Origin of the sequence: Occultella aeris (genome assembly GCF_902703175.1) — a bacterium.
Lineage (GTDB): Bacteria > Actinomycetota > Actinomycetes > Actinomycetales > Beutenbergiaceae > Occultella > Occultella aeris.
In genome coordinates, this window is record NZ_CACRYJ010000022.1 from 23,320 (window position 1) to 45,458 (window position 22,139).

The 22,139-nt window shown below is 71.4% G+C and carries 20 protein-coding genes and 1 pseudogene; 2 read left to right on the top strand and 19 right to left on the bottom strand.

Annotated elements, in window-relative coordinates; genetic code table 11:
- Window positions 1–8: 8 nt before the first annotated feature.
- Both HALOF300_RS08030 and HALOF300_RS08035 read right to left on the bottom strand, forming a co-directional pair.
- A complete protein-coding gene (locus tag HALOF300_RS08030; RefSeq protein WP_156740441.1) occupies window positions 9–698 on the bottom strand; it encodes a response regulator transcription factor in 690 nt (229 codons plus the stop codon).
- The gene (locus HALOF300_RS08035; protein WP_156740442.1) at window positions 676–1,899 is read right to left on the bottom strand and encodes a sensor histidine kinase; all 1,224 of its coding nucleotides are present in this window, start codon (window positions 1,897–1,899) and stop codon (window positions 676–678) included. Before HALOF300_RS08035 ends, HALOF300_RS08030 begins: the two co-directional genes overlap by 23 nt.
- 227 nt (window positions 1,900–2,126) lie before the next feature.
- Between HALOF300_RS08035 and phoU the strand changes: the two genes are divergently transcribed.
- Complete coding sequence (phoU, locus tag HALOF300_RS08040) at window positions 2,127–2,789, top strand: phosphate signaling complex protein PhoU (RefSeq protein WP_156740443.1); 663 nt, start codon at window positions 2,127–2,129, stop codon at window positions 2,787–2,789.
- A gap of 69 nt (window positions 2,790–2,858) precedes the next feature.
- Here phoU and HALOF300_RS08045 read toward each other — a convergent pair whose 3' ends face one another.
- The 9 genes from HALOF300_RS08045 to HALOF300_RS27285 form a co-directional block, all read right to left on the bottom strand.
- A complete protein-coding gene (locus HALOF300_RS08045; RefSeq protein WP_156740444.1) occupies window positions 2,859–3,596 on the bottom strand; it encodes a phosphoglyceromutase in 738 nt (245 codons plus the stop codon).
- 63 nt (window positions 3,597–3,659) lie between these two features.
- Window positions 3,660–4,688, bottom strand: coding sequence for a lactonase family protein (locus tag HALOF300_RS08050; protein WP_156740445.1), 1,029 nt, complete (start codon window positions 4,686–4,688; stop codon window positions 3,660–3,662).
- A 112-nt stretch (window positions 4,689–4,800) separates the two neighbouring features.
- Complete coding sequence (locus tag HALOF300_RS08055; protein ID WP_156740446.1) at window positions 4,801–5,136, bottom strand: histone-like nucleoid-structuring protein Lsr2; 336 nt, start codon at window positions 5,134–5,136, stop codon at window positions 4,801–4,803.
- 293 nt (window positions 5,137–5,429) lie between these two features.
- Window positions 5,430–6,971, bottom strand: a complete 1,542-nt coding sequence (gene lysS, locus HALOF300_RS08060) for a lysine--tRNA ligase (protein WP_156740447.1) — start codon at window positions 6,969–6,971, stop codon at window positions 5,430–5,432.
- 9 nt (window positions 6,972–6,980) lie between these two features.
- A complete protein-coding gene (panC, locus tag HALOF300_RS27700) occupies window positions 6,981–8,891 on the bottom strand; it encodes a pantoate--beta-alanine ligase (RefSeq protein ID WP_408636777.1) in 1,911 nt (636 codons plus the stop codon).
- A complete protein-coding gene (locus tag HALOF300_RS08075; protein ID WP_156740448.1) occupies window positions 8,888–10,486 on the bottom strand; it encodes a PH domain-containing protein in 1,599 nt (532 codons plus the stop codon). The genes panC and HALOF300_RS08075 overlap by 4 nt, the downstream gene beginning before the upstream one ends.
- A complete protein-coding gene (locus HALOF300_RS08080; RefSeq protein WP_156740449.1) occupies window positions 10,483–10,977 on the bottom strand; it encodes a PH domain-containing protein in 495 nt (164 codons plus the stop codon). Before HALOF300_RS08080 ends, HALOF300_RS08075 begins: the two co-directional genes overlap by 4 nt.
- An 84-nt stretch (window positions 10,978–11,061) precedes the next feature.
- Window positions 11,062–11,523 (bottom strand): DUF3180 domain-containing protein, encoded by a 462-nt coding sequence (locus HALOF300_RS08085; RefSeq protein WP_156740450.1) that lies wholly within the window; start codon window positions 11,521–11,523, stop codon window positions 11,062–11,064.
- A 3-nt stretch (window positions 11,524–11,526) separates the two neighbouring features.
- Window positions 11,527–12,081 carry a hypothetical protein gene (locus HALOF300_RS27285; RefSeq protein ID WP_231955145.1) on the bottom strand — a complete coding sequence of 185 codons (555 nt, stop codon included), beginning with the start codon at window positions 12,079–12,081 and terminating at the stop codon, window positions 11,527–11,529.
- 219 nt (window positions 12,082–12,300) lie between these two features.
- Here HALOF300_RS27285 and HALOF300_RS27295 point away from each other — a divergent pair, with 219 nt between their 5' ends.
- Complete coding sequence (locus HALOF300_RS27295) at window positions 12,301–12,501, top strand: hypothetical protein (RefSeq protein ID WP_231955146.1); 201 nt, start codon at window positions 12,301–12,303, stop codon at window positions 12,499–12,501.
- Between the two features lie 293 nt (window positions 12,502–12,794).
- Here the strand turns inward: HALOF300_RS27295 and folB are convergent.
- The 8 genes and pseudogenes from folB to dacB form a co-directional block, all read right to left on the bottom strand.
- Window positions 12,795–13,751: pseudogene (gene folB / locus HALOF300_RS27705) on the bottom strand (dihydroneopterin aldolase); the annotation flags it as partial.
- Complete coding sequence (gene folP, locus HALOF300_RS08095; RefSeq protein ID WP_197522391.1) at window positions 13,748–14,599, bottom strand: dihydropteroate synthase; 852 nt, start codon at window positions 14,597–14,599, stop codon at window positions 13,748–13,750. The pseudogene folB and the gene folP, both read right to left, overlap by 4 nt.
- Window positions 14,600–14,685: 86 nt before the next feature.
- Window positions 14,686–15,276: a GTP cyclohydrolase I FolE gene (folE, locus tag HALOF300_RS08100; protein ID WP_156740452.1), complete on the bottom strand. Its 591-nt coding sequence runs from the start codon at window positions 15,274–15,276 to the stop codon at window positions 14,686–14,688.
- 14 nt (window positions 15,277–15,290) lie between these two features.
- Entirely contained in the window at window positions 15,291–17,438 is a 2,148-nt protein-coding gene (gene ftsH, locus HALOF300_RS08105) for an ATP-dependent zinc metalloprotease FtsH (RefSeq protein ID WP_156740453.1), read from the bottom strand.
- A 140-nt stretch (window positions 17,439–17,578) separates the two neighbouring features.
- Window positions 17,579–18,133, bottom strand: coding sequence for a hypoxanthine phosphoribosyltransferase (gene hpt / locus HALOF300_RS08110; RefSeq protein ID WP_154795670.1), 555 nt, complete (start codon window positions 18,131–18,133; stop codon window positions 17,579–17,581).
- Complete coding sequence (gene tilS / locus HALOF300_RS08115; RefSeq protein ID WP_156740454.1) at window positions 18,134–19,387, bottom strand: tRNA lysidine(34) synthetase TilS; 1,254 nt, start codon at window positions 19,385–19,387, stop codon at window positions 18,134–18,136.
- Entirely contained in the window at window positions 19,387–20,469 is a 1,083-nt protein-coding gene (locus HALOF300_RS08120; protein ID WP_156740455.1) for a zinc-dependent metalloprotease, read from the bottom strand. The genes tilS and HALOF300_RS08120 overlap by 1 nt, the downstream gene beginning before the upstream one ends.
- 226 nt (window positions 20,470–20,695) lie before the next feature.
- Window positions 20,696–22,120, bottom strand: a complete 1,425-nt coding sequence (gene dacB / locus HALOF300_RS08125; protein WP_197522392.1) for a D-alanyl-D-alanine carboxypeptidase/D-alanyl-D-alanine endopeptidase — start codon at window positions 22,118–22,120, stop codon at window positions 20,696–20,698.
- Window positions 22,121–22,139 lie beyond the last annotated feature (19 nt).

A 22,139-nucleotide genomic window follows, 5' to 3' on the forward strand; every position in this document is an offset into this window, starting at 1 on the left:
GCGGCTCCTCAGCGTTCGTCCACCAGTTTGTAGCCCAGTCCGCGCACGGTCACCAGGACCTGGGGGTTGACCGGGTCGACCTCGATCTTGGCGCGGATCCGCTTGACATGGACGTCGAGGGTCTTGGTGTCGCCAACGTAGTCGGCCCCCCAGACGCGATCGATCAACTGGCCCCTGGTGAGCACGCGGTCCGGGTTGCGCAGCAGCAGTTCCAACAGTTCGAACTCGCGCAACGGGAGGGCGACCTCCTCGCCGTCGATGGTGACCACGTGCCGGTCGGTGTCCATCCGGATCCGGCCGACGCTGAGCACCGCCGGGGTGAGCGCGTCGACGGACTCGGTGCCACGTCTCAACACCGCTCGGATCCGGGCCAGGAGCTCGCGGAACGAGTACGGCTTCGTGACGTAGTCGTCGGCGCCGATCTCCAGCCCGACCACCTTGTCGATCTCCCCGTCCTTGGCGGTCAGCATGATCACCGGGACCGCACTGCGCTGCCGCAGCTCCCGGCACACCTCCACGCCGGACAGTCCCGGCAGCATCAGGTCGAGGAGCACCAGGTCGGCGCCGGCTCGATCGAACTCCACGAGCGCATCGGTGCCGGTCGCGACCGCAACCACCTCGAAACCCTCACGGGTGAGTTGGTACGTCAGCGGTTCGCGGTAGGACTCCTCGTCCTCAACGAGCAGGATGCGGGTCACGGCTCTCTCCTCCTGCGCCGGCCGCTGATGCGGGCGGCGCCTGTTCGTCGCGGGACGGCCCTGGGCCGTCACCATGGTCTTCTGCCTGGGGAATACGAAGGGTGAAGGTGGAGCCGCGGCCCGGCGCGGACCACAGGGTCACCTCGCCACCGTGGTTCTGCGCCACGTGCTTGACGATGCTCAGGCCGAGCCCGGTGCCACCGGTCTCCCGAGAGCGGGCGGGATCCACCCGGAAGAACCGCTCGAACACCCGGCCGATGTTCTCGCTGGAGATGCCCGGACCCTGGTCGACCACCGCGATCTCGGCGATGCCGTCACGCGGCCGGACGCCCACGCTCACCCGGGTGCCGTTCTCGGAGTAGCGCAGGGCGTTGTCCAGCAGGTTCCGCACGGCCGTGACCAGGAGCGAGTGGTCGCCGAACACCCGGAGGCCACCCGTTCCGCCGACGACCACGGTGATGTCCCGGGACTCCGCCTCGACACGGATCCGGTCCACCGCCTCGGCGACCACGGTGTCGACGGACACGTCCACGAAGTCGACCTCGTTGTCCGGCGCCTGGAGCCGGGAGAGTTCGATGATCTCCTTGACCAGGGCGGACAGCCGGACGGCCTCCCGTTGCATCTTCGCGGCGAACCGGCGCACGAGCTCGGGGTCCTCGGCGGCATCGGCGGCGGTCTCGGCGAGCAGTGCGATGGCGCCCACCGGCGTCTTGAGCTCGTGTGAGACGTTCGCGACGAAGTCTCGGCGGACCTCCTCGAGGCGACGTTGCGCCGTCTGGTCGTCGGCCAGCAGGAGTACCCGCCCCCCCGCCAGCGGGGCCACTCGCACCTCGAACGAGAGCCGGTCGGCGCCGGGCACCGCCGAGCGCGGCACGTCCAGGTGCTCATCGCGGATCTGCCCGTCCGCGCGCACCGCAGTCACGAGGTCGTTCAGCGTCGTGTGGGTGAGCCGGCCGTTGCGGACCAGTCCGGTGGTATAGGCGTCCGGAGTGGCCCGCAGGACCTCTCCACCGGACCCGAGCAGCACGGACGTGGAGCGCAACGCGGAGAGCAGAGCCGCCACGTCATCGGAGACGGCGGGCGCCGAGACCTCCGGTTCCCGGGCGTGGCTGCGTTCGCTCCACCGGAACGCGAGACCGGCGGCAGCGCCGACGAGCAGGCCGACCAAGCCCACGACGAGCGGCAACCAGGAACCCTCCACAGCGCCAGACTAGGCCCCGCCGTCGAGTGCTCCCGGCCACCTGCGGCCCGGTAGCCTGTTGTTCACCATGGGTGCACGACCCGTTCATCCGGGCATGGGAATCTGAGGAGTACGTGTGCGTGCGTGGGTGCCGTCCCTGATCGGGGCGCGGTGCCGACGGTACGCCGGGCACGCGCGGAGCAGCCAAGGCGGACGACCGCCGTCGATGACCAGAGGGAGAACCACCGGTGCGAGCGATCTTCGAGCAGGAACTTGGCGCAGTCGGTGACGATCTGCTGCGGATGAGCCGACAGGTTCAGACGGCCGTCCGGGAAGCATCCGCGGCACTCGCGTCGGCCGACCTCCAGGCGGCGGAGCAGGTGATCGTCGCGGACGACGCGATCGACCAGATCGAGCGCGAGCTCGACGACCGGTGCGTCAACCTCCTCGCCCGGCAGCAGCCGGTCGCGACGGACCTGCGGATCATCGTCTCGGGACTTCGGATGAGCGCGTCCATCGAGCGGATGGGAGACCTGGCCCGCCACGTGGCCCAGGTGACCCGGCTGCGCTACCCCGAGCAGGCGATCCCGGAGAACTCCCGCGGACTCTTCGCCCAGCTGGCCGATGCCGCCAACAAGGTGGCCGCGGACGTGGTGCAGCTGCTCGAGACGCGTGACCTCGAGCTGGCGGCCGCCATCGAGCGGGACGACGACATCCTGGACCAGCTGCACCAGCAGACGTTCAACGAGACCCTCAGCCCGGACTGGACCGGATCGACCGCGCAGACCGTTGACGTGACGCTGCTGGCCCGGTTCTACGAGCGCTTCGGGGACCACGCCGTCTCCGTGGCCCGCCGGATCTCCTACCTGGTCACCGGCGACCTCGAGGGCCTCGGCGACTACAACAGCTGACCTCGGCCGGACTCTCGAAGGCCGGGCCACCCTCGTCGGGTGGCCCGGCCTCCGTATGCGGTCGGTGGGTCAGCGACCCTGGTTGGCGACGGCGGCGATCGCGTCCTTCGCGGCGTCCGGGTCGAGGTAGCGGCCACCCGGGGTGATCGGCCGGAGGTCCTCGTCGAGCTCGTACACGAGCGGGATCCCGGTGGGCACGTTCAGGCCCGCGATGGTGTCGTCGTCGATGCCGTCGAGGTGCTTGATGATGGCGCGCAACGAATTGCCGTGCGCCGCCACGAGCACCACGTTGCCCGCGCGCAGGTCGGTGACGACGTCGCTCTCCCAGTACGGCAGCGCCCGCTCGAGCACGTCCTTGAGGCACTCGGTGGCCGGGATGGGTTCGCCGGCGTAGCGCGGGTCCGCATCCTGCGAGAACTCCGAACCGGCTTCGATCGCGGGCGGCGGCACGTCGTAGGAACGGCGCCAGGTCATGAACTGCTCCTCGCCGAACTCGTCCCGGATCTGCTTCTTGTCCTTACCCTGCAGGGCGCCGTAGTGACGCTCGTTCAGACGCCAGTTCCGCTTCACGGGGATCCAGTGACGGTCGGCGGCGTCCAGCGCCAGGTTCGCCGTGGTGATGGCGCGGCGCAGCAGCGAGGTGTGCACCACGTCCGGCAGCACGCCAGCCTCGACGAGCAGTTCGCCGCCCCGGGTGGCCTCGGCGGTGCCCTTCTCGGAGAGCGGCACGTCGACCCAGCCGGTGAACAGGTTCTTCGCGTTCCAATCGCTCTCGCCGTGGCGGAGCAGTACCAGGGTGTACGTCATGCATCCAGTCTGCCGCATCACGGCGGCCGGGCACGACCAGGGACCAGGGGCTCCGTGAACGGTTCAGACCGGCAGGATGAACATCGGGCTCGCCAACGCGACGCTCTCGCGCACGGGCCCGATGACACCGTCGGTGATCGGGTGGATCGCAACCTCGTCGGATCGCTCACCTGCGACCAGGAGCTCCGAACCGACGACCTCGAGGTGCCGCGGCCAGGTTGCCGTGACCACCTCGCCGACCAGTTCGAGGCCGGCGCCGTCGTCGGAGATGGCGAACGTGGAGATCGAGTCCGCGCCGCGGACACCGACGGCGAGGCCGCCACGGAAGGCGAGCAGGTGCGAGAGCTGGTGGACGTCCTGGCTCCGGCCGGGCAGCGTCGACGCGGCGACCCGTTGAACGACCTCGCCGCGGCCCTCGTCCTCGTCCCAGGCCAGGACGACCAACTCACCACTGAGCTCACCGGCCACGTACAGGTGGTCGCCCGCCACGACCATGTGGCGCGGCCCGGTGCCGGGCGGCAGGTCCGTGAGGATCGGCTCGGGATCCGGGCGGCCCATGTCCAGCGGGTAGGCCCGCAACTGGTCGGTGCCGAGGTCGGCCACGATGAGGAAGCCCCCGCCCGCGGACAGGTTCGAGGAGTGCGCATGCGGCCCGTCCTGGCGACCGGCCACCGGACCGGACCCGGCGTGCGACAGGCTCAGCACCGGGTCGGCGACGTCACCCGCCTCGGTCAGGGCGATCACGCCGACGCTGCCGTCGCCGTAGTTCGACGCGTACAGCCAATGGCCCTGGGGGTGCACCAGCAGGTGACAGGGCCCGGCCCCACCGCTGCCGGCCAGGGCGGTTCGGCGGAGCGCGCACTCGGAGTCGACGGCGTAGGAGGAGACGGTCCCCGGGTTGCCCTCCCCGACCGCGAACAGCCGCTCCGCGGCGGGGTGCAGCGCGAGGAAACTGGGGTGGTCCGCGGTCAGCATCCGCTGGGCGGATGAGTCCGCCCAGTCACCACCGGACTGGCGGTCCAGCCGCCAGATCCCACCGGAGACATCGGGGGTGGACGTCGACCCGATCCACATGTGTCGGACGAAAGTCATGGCACCCAACCTAATGGTCGAGTGCCATGACTGGTGACCCGAGCGGCCCGGGGCGGGCGCGATCTCTCTCACACGGAGGCCGGCCTACCGAGCTCCGGTCAACGGGCCGGAATCAGTTCGCCTTCGCGTACGCCTCACGGATCTCCGCGGAGACGCGGCCACGGTCGCTAACCTGGAACCCGTTCTCGCGGGCCCACTCACGAATCTTGCCCGCGTCGGAATTCCCACGCGAGGAACCGGACGAGCGACGAGCCGTGCTGGTGGTACGCCGCCCACCGGAACGGCGCGCGTGACCGACCCACGAGGCGAAGGATTCACGGATCGCGGCGGCATTCGTTTCGTTCAGGTCGATCTCGTAGGTGACGCCATCGAGTGCGAACGTCACGGTCTCGACGGCATCCGAGCCATCGATGTCGTCGATGAGGAGGACGCGGACCTTCTGAGCCATGTGTGTTCCTTGATCTCGTCAATCGGGGGGAAATGCCCCCTGGTAAATACCGGGGGGTTCAGACTGCCACCATCCGGAACACCATGTCAAAGGTGGTTGAACGTAGAACTATCCTTCTCGTTTGGTCTGGTCCCGAGATTCGTGTACGCGCCGTGCATCCTCCGCGGCCTCCGCTCTGGCCCGCGCAATACGCTCCCGCCGATCCGCGTGGATCATTGCCCGAATGGCGATGACGAAGAGAATGGCAACACCCACCGACGGGGCAAGGGCCGCCATCGCATCCCAGAATCCGTTCATCGTGGCTTCACCAACGGGAATGTGATCGTCTCGCGGATCCCTTGGCCGGTCAGGGCCATGAGGAGACGGTCCACGCCCATTCCCATACCGCCGGACGGAGGCATCCCATGCTCCATGGCCTGCAGGAACTCCTCGTCGACACGCATCGCCTCGGCATCGCCACGGACCGCGAGCTGCGCCTGAGCCTCGAACCGCTCCCGCTGGATCACCGGATCCACAAGCTCCGAATAGGCGGTACCCAACTCGAATCCGCGCACGTACAGGTCCCACTTCTCAACGACTCCGTCGATCTCACGGTGCGCCCGAGTCAGTGGTGAGGTATCGACCGGGAAGTCCCGGACGAATGTCGGGGCGTACAGGCCCGATCCGACGAAGTGCTCCCAGAGGTCCTCGGCGACCTTACCGGGGGTCGCAATGTTCGAGTTGATAGAGATCTCGGCCTTGTCCGCCAGGACGAGCAATTCCTCCATCGGCGTCTGCGGTGTGATCTCGATGCCGACCGCTTCGGAGAGCGACGGATACAGGGACAGGTCCTGCCATTCCCCGCCGACTTCGTACTCGGTGCCGTCGGCCAGCGTAATCAGGGTACTGCCGAAGACGTCCCGGGCGGCCGTCTGGATCAGTTCCTTGGTGAGCGTCGCCATCGTGTTGTAGTCGCCGTACGCCTGATACGCCTCGAGCATCGCGAACTCCGGGGAGTGCGAGGAATCCGCGCCCTCATTGCGGAAGTTCCGATTGATCTCGAAGACGCGGTCGATACCACCGACGACGGCGCGCTTGAGGAACAACTCCGGCGCGATTCGCAGATACAGGTCGATGTCGAACGCGTTCATATGCGTCACGAACGGTCGTGCCGTCGCGCCACCGTGCATCGTCTGCAGCATCGGCGTCTCGATCTCGATGAAGTCACTGCGGTGCAGGAAGTCACGCATCGAACGCACCACTGCCGCGCGGGTCCGGACCATGTCCCGGGCCGCCGGCCGCGTGATCAGGTCGAGGTAGCGGCGCCGCACCCTCGACTCCTCCGAGGACTCCTTGTGCAGGGTCGGGAGCGGCCGGATCGCCTTCGCGGCGATCTCCCAGGAGTCCGCCATCACGGACAGCTCGCCCCGGCGTGAGGCGATCACCCGGCCGTGGGCGAAGAAGTGGTCGCCGAGGTCCACGAGCGTCTTGAACCGCTCGAGCGACTCCTCGCCCACCTCGGCGAGGGAGATCATCACCTGCAGCCGGTTCCCCGCACCGTCCTGAAGTGTGACGAAGCACAACTTCCCGGTGTTGCGCAGGTGCACGATCCGGCCGGCGACACCCACGATGTGGTCCGTCTCGGTACCTGGCTCGAGGTCCGGGTGATCGGCGCGAACGCCGGCGATGGTGTCTGTGACCGGCAGCGTGACCGGATACGCCTCCACGCCGTCGGCGAGCAGCTTCTCGCGCTTCTCCCGCCTGATCCGGACCTGCTCGGGCAGGTCGTCACCGTCCTCGTCGGGGGTGACGGTCGGTTCGGTCGGCTCGGCGGGGGGCAGGAACTGGTCAGTCACCCCCCGATTCTAGCGATCCCGCGGATCCGCCCAGCTCACCACGGCATTGTCGATGAGCCGGGTGGTCCCCACCTGGGCGGCGATCACCAGCAGGGCGTCACCGGCACCCCCAGCGTCCGGGTAGGGACGCATCGTCACCGGGTCGACGAGCTCGAGGTAGTCCGTCCGCACCTCGGCGGGGGCGCTCGCGAGCTCAGCCCGTGCGGCCTCGAGGACCTCCGCGGGCGGACGGCCCAGTTCGGCGGCCCGGGCGCCCGCTCGCACGGTCCGGGAGAGCACCAGCGCTGCGGCGCGGTCCGTCGCCGACAGGTGCACGTTCCGACTGGACAGTGCGAGCCCGTCAGGGTCCCGCACGGTGGGGACCGCGACCACGGCGATGCCCATGTTCAGGTCCGCGACCATCCGGCGCACGAGGGCGAGCTGCTGGGCGTCCTTCTGCCCGAACAGTGCGACATCACCGGCCGTCAGGTTGAGGAGCTTGTGTACCACGGTGAGCATGCCGTCGAAGTGCCCGGGCCGGTGCTCTCCCTCGAGGACCTCTCCCATCCGGCCCGCGACGATCCGCACCTGCGGCTGTGCACCGGGGTACATCTCCTCCACGGACGGGGCGAACACCACGTCGACCCCCTCCGCCCGGAGCAGTGCCACGTCGGTGTCCAGGGTGCGCGGATAGGTCTCGAGGTCCGCGGCGGAGGAGAACTGCAACGGGTTCACGAAGATCGTCACGACGACCTCGTCGGCGCGCCGGCGGGCCTCGCGCACGAGCGCGATGTGCCCGGCGTGCAGCGCACCCATGGTCATCACCACGGCACGGGTGCCGCGCGGTCGGAATGCGCGCAGCTCCGCCACGCTGTGCACCACGAGCGGCCCGGATCCGCCGCCGGTTCCACCGCCGTCGGGGGCGTCCGAGGCCTCGCCGTCGGAGGTGCCACCAGCAACGCCGGCGACGGCGGAGCTCGCCACCGCGACATCTCTCGCCGTCGTGGTGTGTGCGTCGCTCGCCGTCGTCGTGTGCCCGGCACTCGGCGTCGCCGCGAGCGCGTCGAGCAGCTCGCCGGCCCGGGCCTCGCCGATCCGGCCGTTGACCAGAGCGCGCTGCACGGTGGCGCGTGCCAGGGCGACGTAGGTGGGGGCGACGTCGAGGAGTCCGTGCCCTCCGCCGTCGGCCTCGGCCAACGCGGCCAGATGCTCTCGCACGGTACCCACGTCACCGCGCACCACGGGGCCGGTCAACGACGTCTCCCCGCCCCGGAGCGCGCCGTCGAGCGCGGCCTGCAGCAGGGGGGTGAGCAGTTGACCGCCGTCCTCGACCCCGGCCGCGGCCAACAGCCGGATGGCCTGCGCGGTGAGCGTGACCAGGTGGTTCGCGCCGTGCGCGAGGGCCGCGTGGTAGAGCCCGCGGACGTCCTCTCCGAGGACCACCGGCTCGCCGCCGATCTCGACCACGAGCGCCTGTGCGATCGGCAGCACCGGCGCCGCGGCGGTGACCGCGAACGGGGCGCCGACGATCCGGGACAGGTCGAGGCTGGTGCCGGTGAACGTCATGGCAGGGTGGATCGCCAGCGGGATCGCACCGGCTGCGCGGGCCGGGGCGAGCACGCCGGTCCCGTACCGGCCGGCGGTGTGCACCACCAGCTGCCCGGGCTGGAACGCACCGAGAGCGGCGAGGCCGGAGACCAGGTCGGCGAGCACGTCGTCGGGCACCGTGAGCAGGAGCAGCTCGCTGCGTTCGACGACCGCCTCGACGTCGAGCACCGGCACCCCGGGCAGCAGCGCGTCGATCCGCTCCAGGGTGTCCTCGGAGCCACCGCTGGCCCCGACGACGGCGTGTCCGACCGAGCGAAGGGCGCTCGCCAGCACCGTCCCCACCCGGCCCGCGCCGACCACACCGACACCGAGCCGTCCAGGTCGAGAAGTCACCCGTGCATCCTGCCACCGTCGACGGGGTCGCTCGTCACCGGGCCACCGCGCCCGGGCAGCACGCCACCGTAGACGGCTCGCACCGGCGGGCTCGGCAGGATCCCACCGAACGAGGTGGGCGCCGACGCAGGGTCAGGTGCGGCTGCGGCATCCAGGGCTGCGGCCGTTGCCGCCGCGGCCCGAGCGGCGCGTGGCAGCATCCACCGTTCAGGTCCGGCGTCCCGCCGGGCCCGGCGGGCCCGCTCGGCGACGTCCACCAGCAGTTCGCGGGCGATGTCGGCGTCGATGTGCGTGACGATGGGCACGATCGGTCCGGGCGTCGAGTGCAGCGAGAAGTTCGCGACCCGCAGCCGTCGGTCCAGCGGCCCCTCGGACAGGCCGAGGGACTGCGTGCGCTCATGCGGCACGATGACCATCCGGCGCCAGATGCGCCCGGTCCGCAGGATCGTCACGGTGTCGGTGACGCGGAACCCGGTGCGCCGCCAGGTCCACCAGTCGAGCCAGCGCACCCGGCGCGGCGACGTGACGAAACCCTCGGCGTCGCCGGTGCCGGACAGGCCGGCCTCGAGCAGCTCGAGCGGCCGAGGCGCGCCGAGATCGGGCTGGACCAGGTACAGCAGTCGGCCCACCTCCTCGGTCGTGGCAACCGGGTACAGCACGCTGCCCGTGGTCTCCTCGGCCCCGTATCCGGCGATGTTCACCTGGAGCCGCCACCAGCCGCGGCTGCGCCACAGCAGCGGCTGGGACACCTGCATGGCCTGTACACGGCCGGGCGGCACCGTGCGGGCCTTCGACTCGAGCAGCCCCTGCCGCACCCGGACGCCGTCGGGGGAGGTGGCGACGCGGAACGCGAACTCCCCTGCGAACCGGCTCCACACGTATGCGACGGCACCGAGCAGGGCGGGCCCGACGCCGAAGATCGGCGCCAGAGACTGGTTCACCACGGCGAGCACGATCAGCACCGCCCCGGCCACCACGAACGCCATCACCCAGAACGAGAGGGCGAGGGAGCCGATCAGCCGGCCCGGCGTGAGCGCGAGCACCTCACGCTCGGGCGCGGCGGGAGCGGCAGGTGCCTGGCCGCCGTCGGCCGCCTCGGAGACGGTCACGCCGGCGGCCCGGGCCAGGAGCTCGTTGCGCAGCCGCTGCGCGTCGTCCTCGGTGAGGAAGGACAGGGTCAGGTTCGAGCCTGCGCCGCCGGCCGACTCGATCTTGAGGGAGGCGAAACCGAACAGGCGGGCCAGCAGCGGCTGGGTGACGTCCACGGTCTGGACCCGGTCGAGCCGGAGGTGGCGTTGCTGACGGAACAGCACGCCGGAGTGCAGGTAGACGCTCTCGGGGCTGAGTCCGTACCGGGTCCGGCTCCAGGCCAGGGCCGAGTAGCCGAGGCCGATCAGGGAGCCGACCACGATCACGCCGATGATCACGAGCAGGAGCTGCGTGGTGGGCAGGTCCAGCTGCCCGAGTGTGTCGGAGTACTGCCAGACGAAGATCGCGATCAGCGCGGCCGCGACCTTCCACGCGTTCAGCAGCGGGGTGATGCGGTGCAGCTTGCGCCAGTCCACCTGGCTCTCGGCTGCGCGGTCAGCGCTCACAGGCCGGCCAGCCTCGCCTCACCGCGGGCGGTCAGCTGATCCCGGAGCCGGGCCGCCTCATCCTCGCCCAGCCCTGGGATCGAGGCGTCCGAGCCCGCGGAAGCCGTGTGGAGCTGGACGGCGGCGATCTTCATCCTGCGCGCGATCGGGCCCGCTTCGACGTCCACATACTGCATGCGCCCGTAGGGCACCACCACGAGGGACCGGAACATGACGCCGCGTCGGACGAGCAGGTCGTCCTCGAGCTCGGCGTAGCCGATGGACCGGACCTGCCGTGGGATGAGCCAGAGCAGCCAGGCGGTCAGCGCGAGCAGCACGGCGGGCAGGATCCACATCGCCGAGCCGACCACCACGGCGGGCCAGATCGTCACCAGGCCGGGCAGGCCGAGGAAGATCGCGACCGAAATCTGCCGCACCGGGATCAGGCGGGCGGAGATCGGGCGCCATTGCACGCCTTCGATGTCGAGTGCTGGGTTGGGCGATGTGGGCATGCAACCATTCTCCCTGATGTGCCTGCGCCGGCGCGTCCACCGCGCGGCGGAGCCCGACCTCGCTCGCTGATCCGGACGGGTCAGTCAGCCGGGCGCCGGCCCGTCGTCCTCGTCCTCGGGTGGCACCTTGCAGCACCACTGGGCGAACAGACCCGCCGCGACGAGCACGCCTCCGGCGAGGATCGCGACTCCGGACGCGAACGCCTGCTCACGTGGCTCGGGGGCCTGCACGCGGGGCAGCGAGAGCAGCAGGACCGCGAGGAAGTAGCCGATGTGCGCGGCCCCGGTGAGCGCGGCGGCCTGCCCCAGCACGAGGATCCGGGCCGCGCCGATCGGGTCAGTGACGGTCCGCTCGCGCACGGCCCGGCGCACCCGCAGGCCGAGGAGGACCACCACGACGGCCACCACGGCGAGCAGGACGATCACGGCCGCCGAGACCGGCGGCAGACTGTTCCCCCGGGTGTACCACCAGCGCAACGCGATGGCGGCGATCGTTCCGACCACGATGACCGTGGCCGCCAGCGCACGCCAGCCGACCTGCTGCATCGGTCAGTTCGAGTCGCGGCGCAGCGGCTGCCACTTCGGGGTCGCCGCCGGCGGTTGCGGCTCCGGGTCGGACTCGGGCCCGGTCCAGGGCTGAGCGGACGGCCGACGGGTCTGCTCGTCGATCTCGTCGTCGGTCTGCTGGGGCGGGAACGAGACCGGTCCGGACGGACCGAAGCCCGACGGCGGCGCCGGGGGTTCGAAGCCCGGCGGCGCGGGCGCGGGTGGTTCCGTTGGTGCCGGCTGCTCCGGCGCCGGCTCCGGGGCCGGCGGCTCGTAGGCCGGGGGCTCGTAGGCCGGCGGCGCGGGCGGCTGGGGCGGGGCGGGCGGTTCGTAGGCGGGTGGCTCGTACGCCGGCGGCTCGAAGCTGGACTGCGCCGGTGCGACCGACTGGTACCCGGACTCGTCCTGGCCCGACCGCTCGAAGCCGGACTCGTCCTGGCCCGACGGCTCATATGCCGGCGGCTGATAGGCCGATGGCTCGTAGGCCGGCGATTCGGCCGGCTGATCGGAAGCGGGCTGCTCGGAGGCATGCTGCCCGTCGGAGGGCTCCTCGTACACGGGCTGCTCGAAGGCGGACTCCTCGGAGGCGTGCTGCCCGTACGAGGGTTGCTCGTACGAGGGTTGCTCGTACGAGGGCTGCTCGTACGAGGGCTGCTGGTACGAGGGCTGCTCGTACGAGGGCTCCTCGTACGAAGGTTGCTCGTACGAGGGCTGCTCGAAGCCGGGCTGTTCGGAGGGGGCTGCGGCGCCGGTGGGTGCTCGGGCAGGGCGTCGTCGGTGGGCGCGGGCACCTGGTACGCCGGCTGGACCGCCGACTCCTCGGCCGGTGCCACCGCCGGGCGCGCGAACGGCGAGTCCGCGTCCTGGTCCGGTGCCGCCTCCGCCTGCTCCGAGGCGACCGGTGCCGCAGGCTCGGACTCCTCGCCGTCGGCGTGCGCGAGGAGTTCGAGGTCCGCCACGGACTCCTGGCCCTCGTAGGGGGCCCGGTCGAAGTCATCGACAGACTCCACGTCATCGACAAGCTCCACAGACGAGTCGGCAGCCGCCGGCGCCGCGGCGGGTGCGACATCGGCGACGGACCCACGGGACCGTTGCCCCGCCGTCGGGTCCAGCCAGTCGAGCGCGAGCCAGCGCACCCCGGACCGGTCCGGGGCGGTCTCGGCGAGGACGGCGACCGGTCCCCCACCGAGACCTGGCAGGAACGCGGACGGATCCGCCTGCGCCCACGGCACGAGCACGAACGCGCGCTCGTTGGCCCGGGGGTGCGGGAGGGTGAGTTCGGGCTCGACGCTCGAGACGCCGTCGAACGTGATGATGTCGATGTCGAGCGTGCGCTCGCCCCAGCGCTCGCGACGCTGCCGACCGTAGGCGTCCTCGATCTCATGCATACGGCTCAGGAGATCAATCGGCGAGAGCGTCGTGCTCGCCAGCACGACGGCGTTGAGGAAGTCCGGCTGGGGGACGGCATCGGGCAGCACCACCGCGGCTGTGCGGGCCAGCGGGGACACGGTGGTCACGGTCAGGCCCGGGACCTCGCGCAGGTCCGCGACGGCCGCCCGCATCGTGGCCCGCACGTCACCGACGTTGCCGCCGATCGAGAGCACCACCTCCACGGGCTCCTCGGGCGCCCGGTGCAGGAGGGCTCCCCCCGGTTCCTGCGCCTCCTCGGGCGAGTCGGCGGGCACGCCGTCGAACGAGGAGTCCGCCTCGGCCGCAGGTGCGACGGCCGCGGGTGCGATGACGGCGGGCATGGCTTCGCCCGCGGGAGCCGCGACCGCGGCGGCTGCGACCGCGGGTGCGGCGAACTCCGCCTCGACGGCTGGTTCGACCGGGACCGCTGCGCCCGTCGGCTCACCGCGAGTGATCGCGATCTGTACGTCCGTGAACGGCACCCCGACGGGCGCCTCCGGCTTGTGGACCGTCACCTCGACGGATCTGACGGCGGCGGGAGCGAGCGCCGCGTCGGCGATCCTGGCGGCGAGGGTCTCGATCAGGTTGACCGGTTCGCCCTCGATGATCGCCACGATCTCCTGGGCGACGTCGGCGTAGTTGACCGTGTCGGCTAGGTCATCGCTGACGGCGGCCGCACGGGTGTCGACGTGCAGCACCACGTCGGCGAGGAAGGTCTGGCCGTCGCGCCGTTCCTCCGGCAGGACGCCGTGGCGACCCACCCCACCCAGCCCCATGAGGCGGATGACGTCGTGGGCGTGGTTGTCCTCGGAGTTCATGGTGTCCCTTCTCGACCGTCCGAACTGGGTTCATTCTCTGCCGAACGCAGCGCCTGGGCCACTCTGACCGCATCCACAGAGCCTGCCACCTCGTGCACCCGCACGCCCCAGACACCGTGAGCGGCCACCAGCGCGGTGACCGCGGCGGTGGCACGGTCCCGGAACACCGGGAGCGACTCGGCGCCAGCGTCGGCGAGCAGTTGTCCGAGGAAGCGCTTGCGGGAGGCACCGACGAGGACCCGGTGACCGAGCGCCGTCAGCGCGTCCAGGTGAGCGAGCAGGCGCCAGTTGTCGGCGCCCTCCTTGGCGAATCCCAGGCCCGGGTCGACGATGAGTCGCTCGGGCGCGACACCCGCGGCGATGATCGCTGCCAGGCGCCCGCGCAGTTCGCCGACCACGTCGCCGACCACGTCGACGTACGTCGCGCGCCCCGCCATGACGTCGGAGTGGCCACGCCAGTGCGAGACCACGTACTCGAAGTCGCCGTCGACCACCAGCGCCACCATCTCGGGGTCCGCGAGGCCGCCGGAGACGTCATTGATGATGCTGGCGCCGGCGTCGAGGGCTGCGGTGGCGACCGCGGCACGCATCGTGTCGACGCTGATCACGGCGCCCGCGGCGGCAAGTGCCTCGACCACGGGCACCACCCGCTGCAACTCCTCGGCGAGGCTGACCCGCTCCGCGCCCGGGCGGGTGGACTCCCCGCCGATGTCGAGGATGTCCGCACCCTGGGCGAGCAGGTGTCGCCCGTGCGCGATGGCGACGTCCTGTTCGAACCACTGCCCGCCGTCACTGAACGAGTCGGGGGTGACGTTGACCACGCCCATCACCAGCGTCCGCGGAGTCATTCGGTCACCCTATCCATTCCCGACCGCCGATCCACCGGCGGTCGGCACGCCGGTGCGGGGCCGTGCCGGACAGGGCTGGCCGTCGATCAGTCGCGCGCGATGAGGCTCATCGCCTCGGCGCGGGTGGCGGTGTTGCGCATCTGCCCGCGCACCGCGGACGTCACGGTCCGCGCACCCGGCTTGCGCACCCCGCGCATGGACATGCACAGGTGCTCGCACTCGATGACGACGATCACGCCGCGCGCGTCCAGCAGCCGGACCAGGGCGTCCGCGATCTGGCTGGTGAGCCGCTCCTGCACCTGGGGCCGCTTGGCGAAGACGTCGACGAGCCGGGCCAGTTTGCTCAGGCCCGTGACGGTGCCGTCGACCGACGGGATGTAGCCCACGTGGGCGACCCCGTGGAACGGCAGCAGGTGGTGTTCACAGGTGGAGTAGACGGCGATGTCCCGGACGATCACCATCTCCTCGTGCTCGATCTCGAAGAACGTCTGGACGACGTCCTCGGGCTCGGCGTGCAGGCCGGCGAAGATCTCCGTGTAGGCCTTGGCCATCCGCTTCGGGGTGTCCCGCAGGCCATCCCGGTCCGGGTCCTCGCCCACCGCGATGAGCAGGTCCCGCACGGCCCGCTCGACGCCCTCGGCGTCATACGGGCGGGCGGGCGGCAGTTGTTCGACCATGAGGCTGTGAACTCCTAGGACTGATCCGGTGCGGACCCACCCGGACCGCTCAGGTCGGACTCGCCGGACGCGCCCGGTGCCGGCTGGCCCGGAGCCTGCCCGCCGACGGGGCCGGCGGTGGCCTCGCCCGGGTAGGCGAACCGTTCCGGAACCTCGACGATCGTCTCGGCGGGTGCCTCGTCGTCACCGGCGGCCGCAGCCTGGTCCTGCGGCAGCATCGGGGCGGCGCCGCTGGCGATCTCGCGCGGGGACTGCACGGGCGGCACATCGCTGACGGCGCGGTGCTGGCTGGACAGCCAGACCGGACGCGGCTCCCGCTTCGTGATCGGGACGAACACCTCGGCCAGCTCGGCCTGGTTCAGGGTCTCCCGCTCCAGCAGCGCCAGCGCGAGGTCGTCGAGCACCTGGCGGTAGTGGGTGAGGATCTCCCACGCCTCGTCGTGAGCGGAGTCGATGAACCGGCGGACCTCGTCGTCGATGAGCCCGGCGACATCCTCGGAGTACTCGCGCTGGTGGCCCATGTCCCGACCGAGGAACACCTCACCGTCGGCCTGCCCGAGCCGGATCGCGCCGACCCGCTCGCTCATGCCGAACTCCTTGACCATCTTGCGCGCGGTCGCGGTGGCCTTCTCGATGTCGTTCGACGCACCCGTGGTCGGGTCGTGGAAGACGATCTCCTCGGCGACGCGGCCACCCATCGCGTAGGCGAGCTGGTCGAGCAGCTCGTTCCGCGTGGTCGAGTACTTGTCCTCGGCGGGCATCACCATCGTGTACCCGAGGGCCCGCCCACGGGGCAGGATCGTCACCTTGGTGACCGGATCCGTGTACCGGAGCGCGGCCGCGACGAGGGCGTGACCACCCTCGTGGTAGGCGGTGAGCTTGCGCTCCTTCTCGTTCATGATCCGGGACTTCTTCTGCGGCCCAGCGATCACGCGGTCGATCGCCTCGTCCAGCTCGTGGTCGCCGATCAGCTCCAGCCCGGTGCGGGCGGTGAGCAGCGCGGCCTCGTTCAGGACGTTCGCGAGGTCGGCACCGGTGAATCCCGGGGTGCGCTTGGCCACGGCGTGCAGGTCCACCGAGGGCGCCATCGGCTTGCCCTTGGCGTGCACCTCGAGGATCGCCTGGCGGCCCTTCAGGTCCGGCGACTCGACGGAGATCTGCCGGTCGAAGCGCCCGGGACGCAGCAGCGCGGGGTCGAGGATGTCCGGACGGTTGGTGGCCGCGATCATGATGACGTTCGCGTTCGCGTCGAACCCGTCCATCTCCACCAGGAGCTGGTTCAGGGTCTGCTCACGCTCGTCGTGCCCGCCGCCGAGGCCGGCGCCGCGCTGGCGACCGACGGCGTCGATCTCGTCCACGAAGATGATCGCCGGGGCGTTCGCCTTCGCCTGCTCGAACAGGTCCCGGACGCGCGAGGCACCCACACCCACGAACATCTCGACGAAGTCCGAACCGGAGATCGAGTAGAACGGGACCTCGGCCTCACCGGCGACGGCGCGGGCCATGAGGGTCTTGCCGGTGCCGGGCGCCCCGTACAGCAGCACACCCTTGGGGATCTTCGCCCCGACCGCCTGGAACCTGGCGGGCTCGGTGAGGAAGTCCCGGATCTCCTCGAGCTCCTCGATGGCCTCGTCCACACCGGCGACGTCGGTGAACTTGACCTTCGGGGCCTCCTTGGAGACCTGCTTGGCCTTCGACTTCCCGAAGTTCATCATCCGGGAGTTGCCACCCTGCAGGCGGGACATCAGGAACCAGAAGAGCCCGACCAGCAGCAGCACGGTCAGCAGCGTCATCAGCAGTGACGACCACCACGGCGTCTGCGGTACGACGGAGTTGAAGCCGCCCTCCGGCTCCGCGGCGGAGATCGCCTCGGCGACCGTCTCACCCTGCGGCGCGGCGTAGTAGAACTCGACGTCGCGACCCATGTTCTGGGCCTCGTCGCCATCGACGAGGTAGTCCTCGGTGAGCGTGAGGTTGACGCGCTGCTGGCCGTCGGTGATCTGCGCCTGCTCGACGGTGTCCCCGGCGAGCAGTTCGAGACCCGCGGACGTGTCGATCTGCCGGGTGCCTCCACCGCTCATGAGCTGGAAACTCACGAAGATGACGATCAGCGGGATGAGCACCCAGATGAGCGGCCCGCGCAACAACTTCTTCACATTCATCCTAGGTGTGGGGCTGCGCCCCGTCCCTCCTGCTCGCAGTGTTAGACCGTGACGGTATACGACGGGGCCGTGAATTCCGGCATGTGTTCGCCTACGGCATGAACACCCGCGTCAGAGCGCCGCACCCCGGAGCGACGATCTCAGCCCTGATAGACGTGCGGAGCGAGCGTGCCCACGAACGGCAGGTTGCGGTATCGCTCGTCGTAATCGAGTCCGTAACCGACCACGAACTCGTTCGGAACCTCGAAGCCGATGTAGCGGACGTCCACGTCCACCTTGGCGGCGTCGGGCTTGCGGAGCAGGGTCGCGATCTCCAGCGAGGCGGGGTTGCGGCTGCGCAGATTGGACACCAACCAGGACAGCGTCAGGCCGGAGTCGATGATGTCCTCGACGATCAGCACGTGCTTGTCGAGCAGGTCGGTGTCGAGGTCCTTGAGGATGCGGACCACACCCGAGGACTTCGTGCCCGACCCGTAGGAGGACACGGCCATCCAGTCCATCTTGAGGTCCGTGTGCAACCGGCGGGACAGGTCCGCCATGACCATCACCGCACCCTTGAGGACGCCGACCAGCAGCAGTTCCCGGCCCGCGTAGTCCGCGTCGATCTGGGCCGCGAGCTCATCGAGCCGGGTCGCGATCTGCGCCTCGCTGACCAGGACCTTCTCCAGGTCCGAGCCCATGTCGTTGGCGTCCACTCAACTCTCCCGATTGTCACTGTGGCGATGAGGTGCTGTCGGTCCGTGCGGATCATCGGGTGCGGCGGCGCGAGCCGACGCTTCCGGAGCGCGCAGGAACAGCCTGCCATACCTGCGGACCGCCTCGGTCGGCCCGGGGAGGTGGATCGGCCCCTGCCCGTGCCAGTCGGTGAGCAGGGCGTCGAGACCCTGCACGTGCACCCGGGCGAGCGCGCCGCCGTCGGCTCCGGCCTCGACGGCGGCCGACCGCAGGGCCCGACGGCGCAGGGCTGGGTGGGCACTGACGAGCACCGACACGTCGAGCACCACGGCGGCTGCCGCAGGTTCGGCGGCGGCCCTGTCGTCGACAGTGTCGGTGCCGGTCAAGGGGCCGGTCCCCCTGCCGGTCGCCCTCCGGGTCGGGGCACCTGCCTGGTCGCCGGCCGCGGTGCCGGTCGCGGTGCGGGCCCGCTCGAGCAGTTGCCGGGCCAGCTCGTCGAGCAGGTCGGCGTCGTCACGGGCCAGGTCCGCGGTACGGGCCAGCGCCACCTCCACGCCCGGCCCGAGCGCGCGGGCAAGCTCGGGCAGCACCCGCTCGCGCACGGCCGCGCGGGGAAGTGCCGCGCCGGCCGCGGTGCGCAGCGGTCCGTCTGCCGCGTTCGTCGGGTCCTCCCACGCCGCCAGGCCCAGCACGTCGCAGGCCCGTCGGGTCTGCTCGCGGCCCACGCCTAGCAGCGGCCGCCAGAAGGTCCCGCGGATCGGGGCCATGCCCGCGAGAGCCCGCGTGCCGGAACCACGCGCGAGGCCGAGCAGCACCGTCTCGGCCTGGTCCGCCCGGGTGTGCCCGAGCAGCACCCCGACCGCGCCGTGTCCGGCCGCGGCGGCGCCGAGCAGGTCGTACCGGAGCACGCGGGCCGCGCCCTCTGGACCTTCGCCGGCAGCGCCGCGCGCACCGCCACCCGCAGCACCTGCGCCGTCGGGCCCGAACACCTCGGCCGGGACCAGTCCGAGCCCGGCGCACACGGCGCCCGCACGCTCACTGACGGCGCGACTGCCGTCCTGGAGACCGTGGTCGACGCTGACCGCGCCCGCCCGCACCCCGAGCCGGGGAGCCACGAACGCGGTGGCGGCCGCGAGCGCGAGCGAGTCGGCGCCCCCGGAGCAGGCGACCAGGATCAGGCCACCGGGCGCCAACGTGCCATCGTCGAGGCGGTCCTGCAGGAACGTCCGGACGGCCGCCCGGACGGCGGCGACGGCGGGATCCAGCCGGGGCACTAGCCGTGGACCCGCCGGACCCAGATGTCGGGGTCGGCGATCTCGGCGGCGGTGGGCAGCCGCTCGGGCGCCGACCAGACCGCGTTCAGGCCAGGGTGCCCGACCTTGGCCACGACGGCCCGGACGAACTTCGCGCCCTCCCGGTACTGGGCGAGCTTGGCGTCCAGGCCGAGGACCCGGCGCAGCAGCGTGTCCACGAATCCCTGCCCGGCGCGGCGTGCCTCGAACGACTTGCGGATGGTGCGCACGGTGGGCACCACCCGTGGGCCGACGGCGTCCATCACCACGTCCGCGTGCCCCTCCAGCAGGGACATGATCGCGATCGAGGCGTCCATCGCCTCCTGCTCCGCGTCGGTCAGCACGGCGCCGAGGATGGCGCCGCCGGATCCGGCGGTCACGGGTTCGGCGTCGCCGCGCAGCACCCGGGGCAGCGCGCCGATCAGATCCCGCATCCGGGTCGCGGCGTCGTCCTCCACGAGCAGGGTCGCCATCAGGTCCCGCATCTGGGTGCGCAGGTGCTCGGCGAGCCACGGCGCGGCGGCGAACTGGAGGGCATGGGTCTGCTCGTGCAGGCAGACCCAGAGGTGGAAATCGGCCGCCCGCAGGTTCAGCTGGCGCTGCAGGTGCAGGATGTTCGGCGCCACCAGGAGCAGCCGACCGGCACCTGCGACGGCACTGTCGCGGCCCTCACCAGGTCCGGTGGACGGCGGAGTGAACGGGTCGTACTGACCGAGCACCCGGGAGGAGAGCAGGCTGAGCAGCGCCCCGAGCTCCTCCGCGGCGAACCGAGGGCCGCCGAGACCCTTCGGGGCCGGCATCAGGTCGCCGACGAGGTGGCGCAGCATGCCGAGGTTGCCCTCGGACCAGCGCGGTCGGTCGATCACATGGACGGGGCCCTTGGCCGCGCTTTCGGCGGCCTCGGGCAGGGCGGTGACGGTGCCGACGAACTCAGGCGCCCGGGCCGCACCGGTGCGCAGCGACGCCACCAGCGCGCTCAGCTCGTCGCGTTCGGCCGCCGGGCCGGGCCGGGCCAGACGCCCGGCGCGCCGTGCAGCCAGGCCCCAGTCGACGGCGTCGCTCACCTGGTCGCTCCGGCCTCGAGCCGGGCCGGGGGCAGGTCCGCCCGCTGCGGTGTCACCTGCGGGCCGTGCGCGGCGAGGTTCATCCCCCAAGAGTAGGCGTCGTCACCGACGAAGCGCTGAGCGGACGGAACTGGCGCCGCCACATCAGCACCGACGGCGACGGGCCCGGCCCGCGCCCGGCGCGAGAGTGCAGAAGTGGCAGCCCTTTCAGCACTGTCGACGTCGGTCAGGTGCACCCGCAGGCGGCAAGTCCGGCGGCCCACGCGTCGATGGCGATCCGGGCCTGGTAGCCGGCGCCCGCCGGGAAGCCGTTGGCGAGGGCGCTGAACGCGAGCAGGCGCCCATCCGCCGTGGTCACCAGGCCGGCGAGCGCGACCACCTGCGGGAGGGTGCCCGTCTTCGCGGTCAGGGTCCCGGCGGCCTCGGTGTCGCCGAGCCGATCGGCCAGTGTCCCCTCGAGGTGCGCGACCGGCAGCGCCTGGACGGCCGCGAGCAGTTCCGGGTGGGTGCCACCGGCGATCAGCACGGTCGTGTCGGTGAGCATCCGTGGCGTGAGGGTGCTGTCCCGGGACAGCCCGGAGGTGTCCTGGAACTGCGCGCCGGTGACGTCCACGCCGAGCCCTGCGACCACGTCCAGCACGGCGGCCCCGGCCCCGAGGAAGCTCGCCTCCTGGCCCGTCTGCACCGCGGTCATGCGGCCGAGCACCTCGGCCAGGACGTTGTCCGAGTGCTGCATCATGTACGCGACGATGTCCCGCAGCGGGGCGGACGCCACGGAGCCGAGCACGGTCGCGATCTCCGGACGGGCGGCCCGGGTGACGTCCCCGGTCACCGTGATCCCGCGGGCGGCCAGGGCGGTCGCGAAACTCTGCGCCGCGGCGAGGGCGGCGTCGTCCTGCCGGCGGGTGACGCCGTCGACGATGCCGAGGTTCACGGCGAGCGGCGCGATCGGCATCGCCCAGCCGCCGGCCAGGTCGACCTCGCCCCAGTCGGGGGCGACGGCCGGGCCGGTGAACAGGGTGTCGTCCAGGGCCACGGTCACCTCGGTGCGGTCCTGCGCGAGGAGTTCGGCGGCCACCTGCTCGGCGAGATCACCGAGCCCGGCGTGCCCGATCGTCGCGTCGGGGTCGCCGAGGTCCGGGGCCAGCGTGATGTCCCCACCGGCCACGAGGGTGACGGTGCCGTCGTCACCAGCGACGGCTTCGGTGGTGAAGGTGTGCTGATCCCCGAACGTCTCGAGCACCGCCACCCCTGTCAGCAGTTTCAGAGTGGAGGCGGGCACGTACGGATTCGCGGCCGAGGAGGCGTAGAGCTCCTCGCCGGTGAGCACATCGACGATCGAGACACCCGGGGTGGGGCCGACGCGGTCGTCGGCGAACAGCGGCGCGGTCAGCGCGGCCAGGGCGTCCGCCGTCGGCACCGGCGCGTCCGGGTCTGCACCGGCCACCTCGGCGGGGTCCGCGATGGTCGGGGGGACGGAGTCCGGATAGGGCTCCGCCTCCGGCCAGGGCGGGTCGTCGGTCAGGACGCCGGGCACCTGGTCGGTGATGTCGAGGTAGGCGTATCCGCCGAGTCCCGCGACCACGAGGGTGAGGACCAGCGCGACGGCGAGTCCCCGACGGCGTCGCTTGCGCCGTTTCGTGCGTGCCACGCTCACCCCATCCGGTCCA

Bases quoted from the DNA above. Each gene is read 5' to 3' on its own strand.
- HALOF300_RS08045 (WP_156740444.1), bottom strand. From the start codon at position 3,596: ATGACGTACACCCTGGTACTGCTCCGCCACGGCGAGAGCGATTGGAAC.
- ftsH (WP_156740453.1), bottom strand. From the start codon at position 17,438: ATGAATGTGAAGAAGTTGTTGCGCGGGCCGCTCATCTGGGTGCTCATC.
- folE (WP_156740452.1), bottom strand. From the start codon at position 15,276: ATGGTCGAACAACTGCCGCCCGCCCGCCCGTATGACGCCGAGGGCGTC.
- HALOF300_RS08085 (WP_156740450.1), bottom strand. From the start codon at position 11,523: ATGCAGCAGGTCGGCTGGCGTGCGCTGGCGGCCACGGTCATCGTGGTC.
- HALOF300_RS08055 (WP_156740446.1), bottom strand. From the start codon at position 5,136: ATGGCTCAGAAGGTCCGCGTCCTCCTCATCGACGACATCGATGGCTCG.
- folP (WP_197522391.1), bottom strand. From the start codon at position 14,599: ATGACTCCGCGGACGCTGGTGATGGGCGTGGTCAACGTCACCCCCGAC.
- HALOF300_RS08050 (WP_156740445.1), bottom strand. From the start codon at position 4,688: ATGACTTTCGTCCGACACATGTGGATCGGGTCGACGTCCACCCCCGAT.
- HALOF300_RS08080 (WP_156740449.1), bottom strand. From the start codon at position 10,977: ATGCCCACATCGCCCAACCCAGCACTCGACATCGAAGGCGTGCAATGG.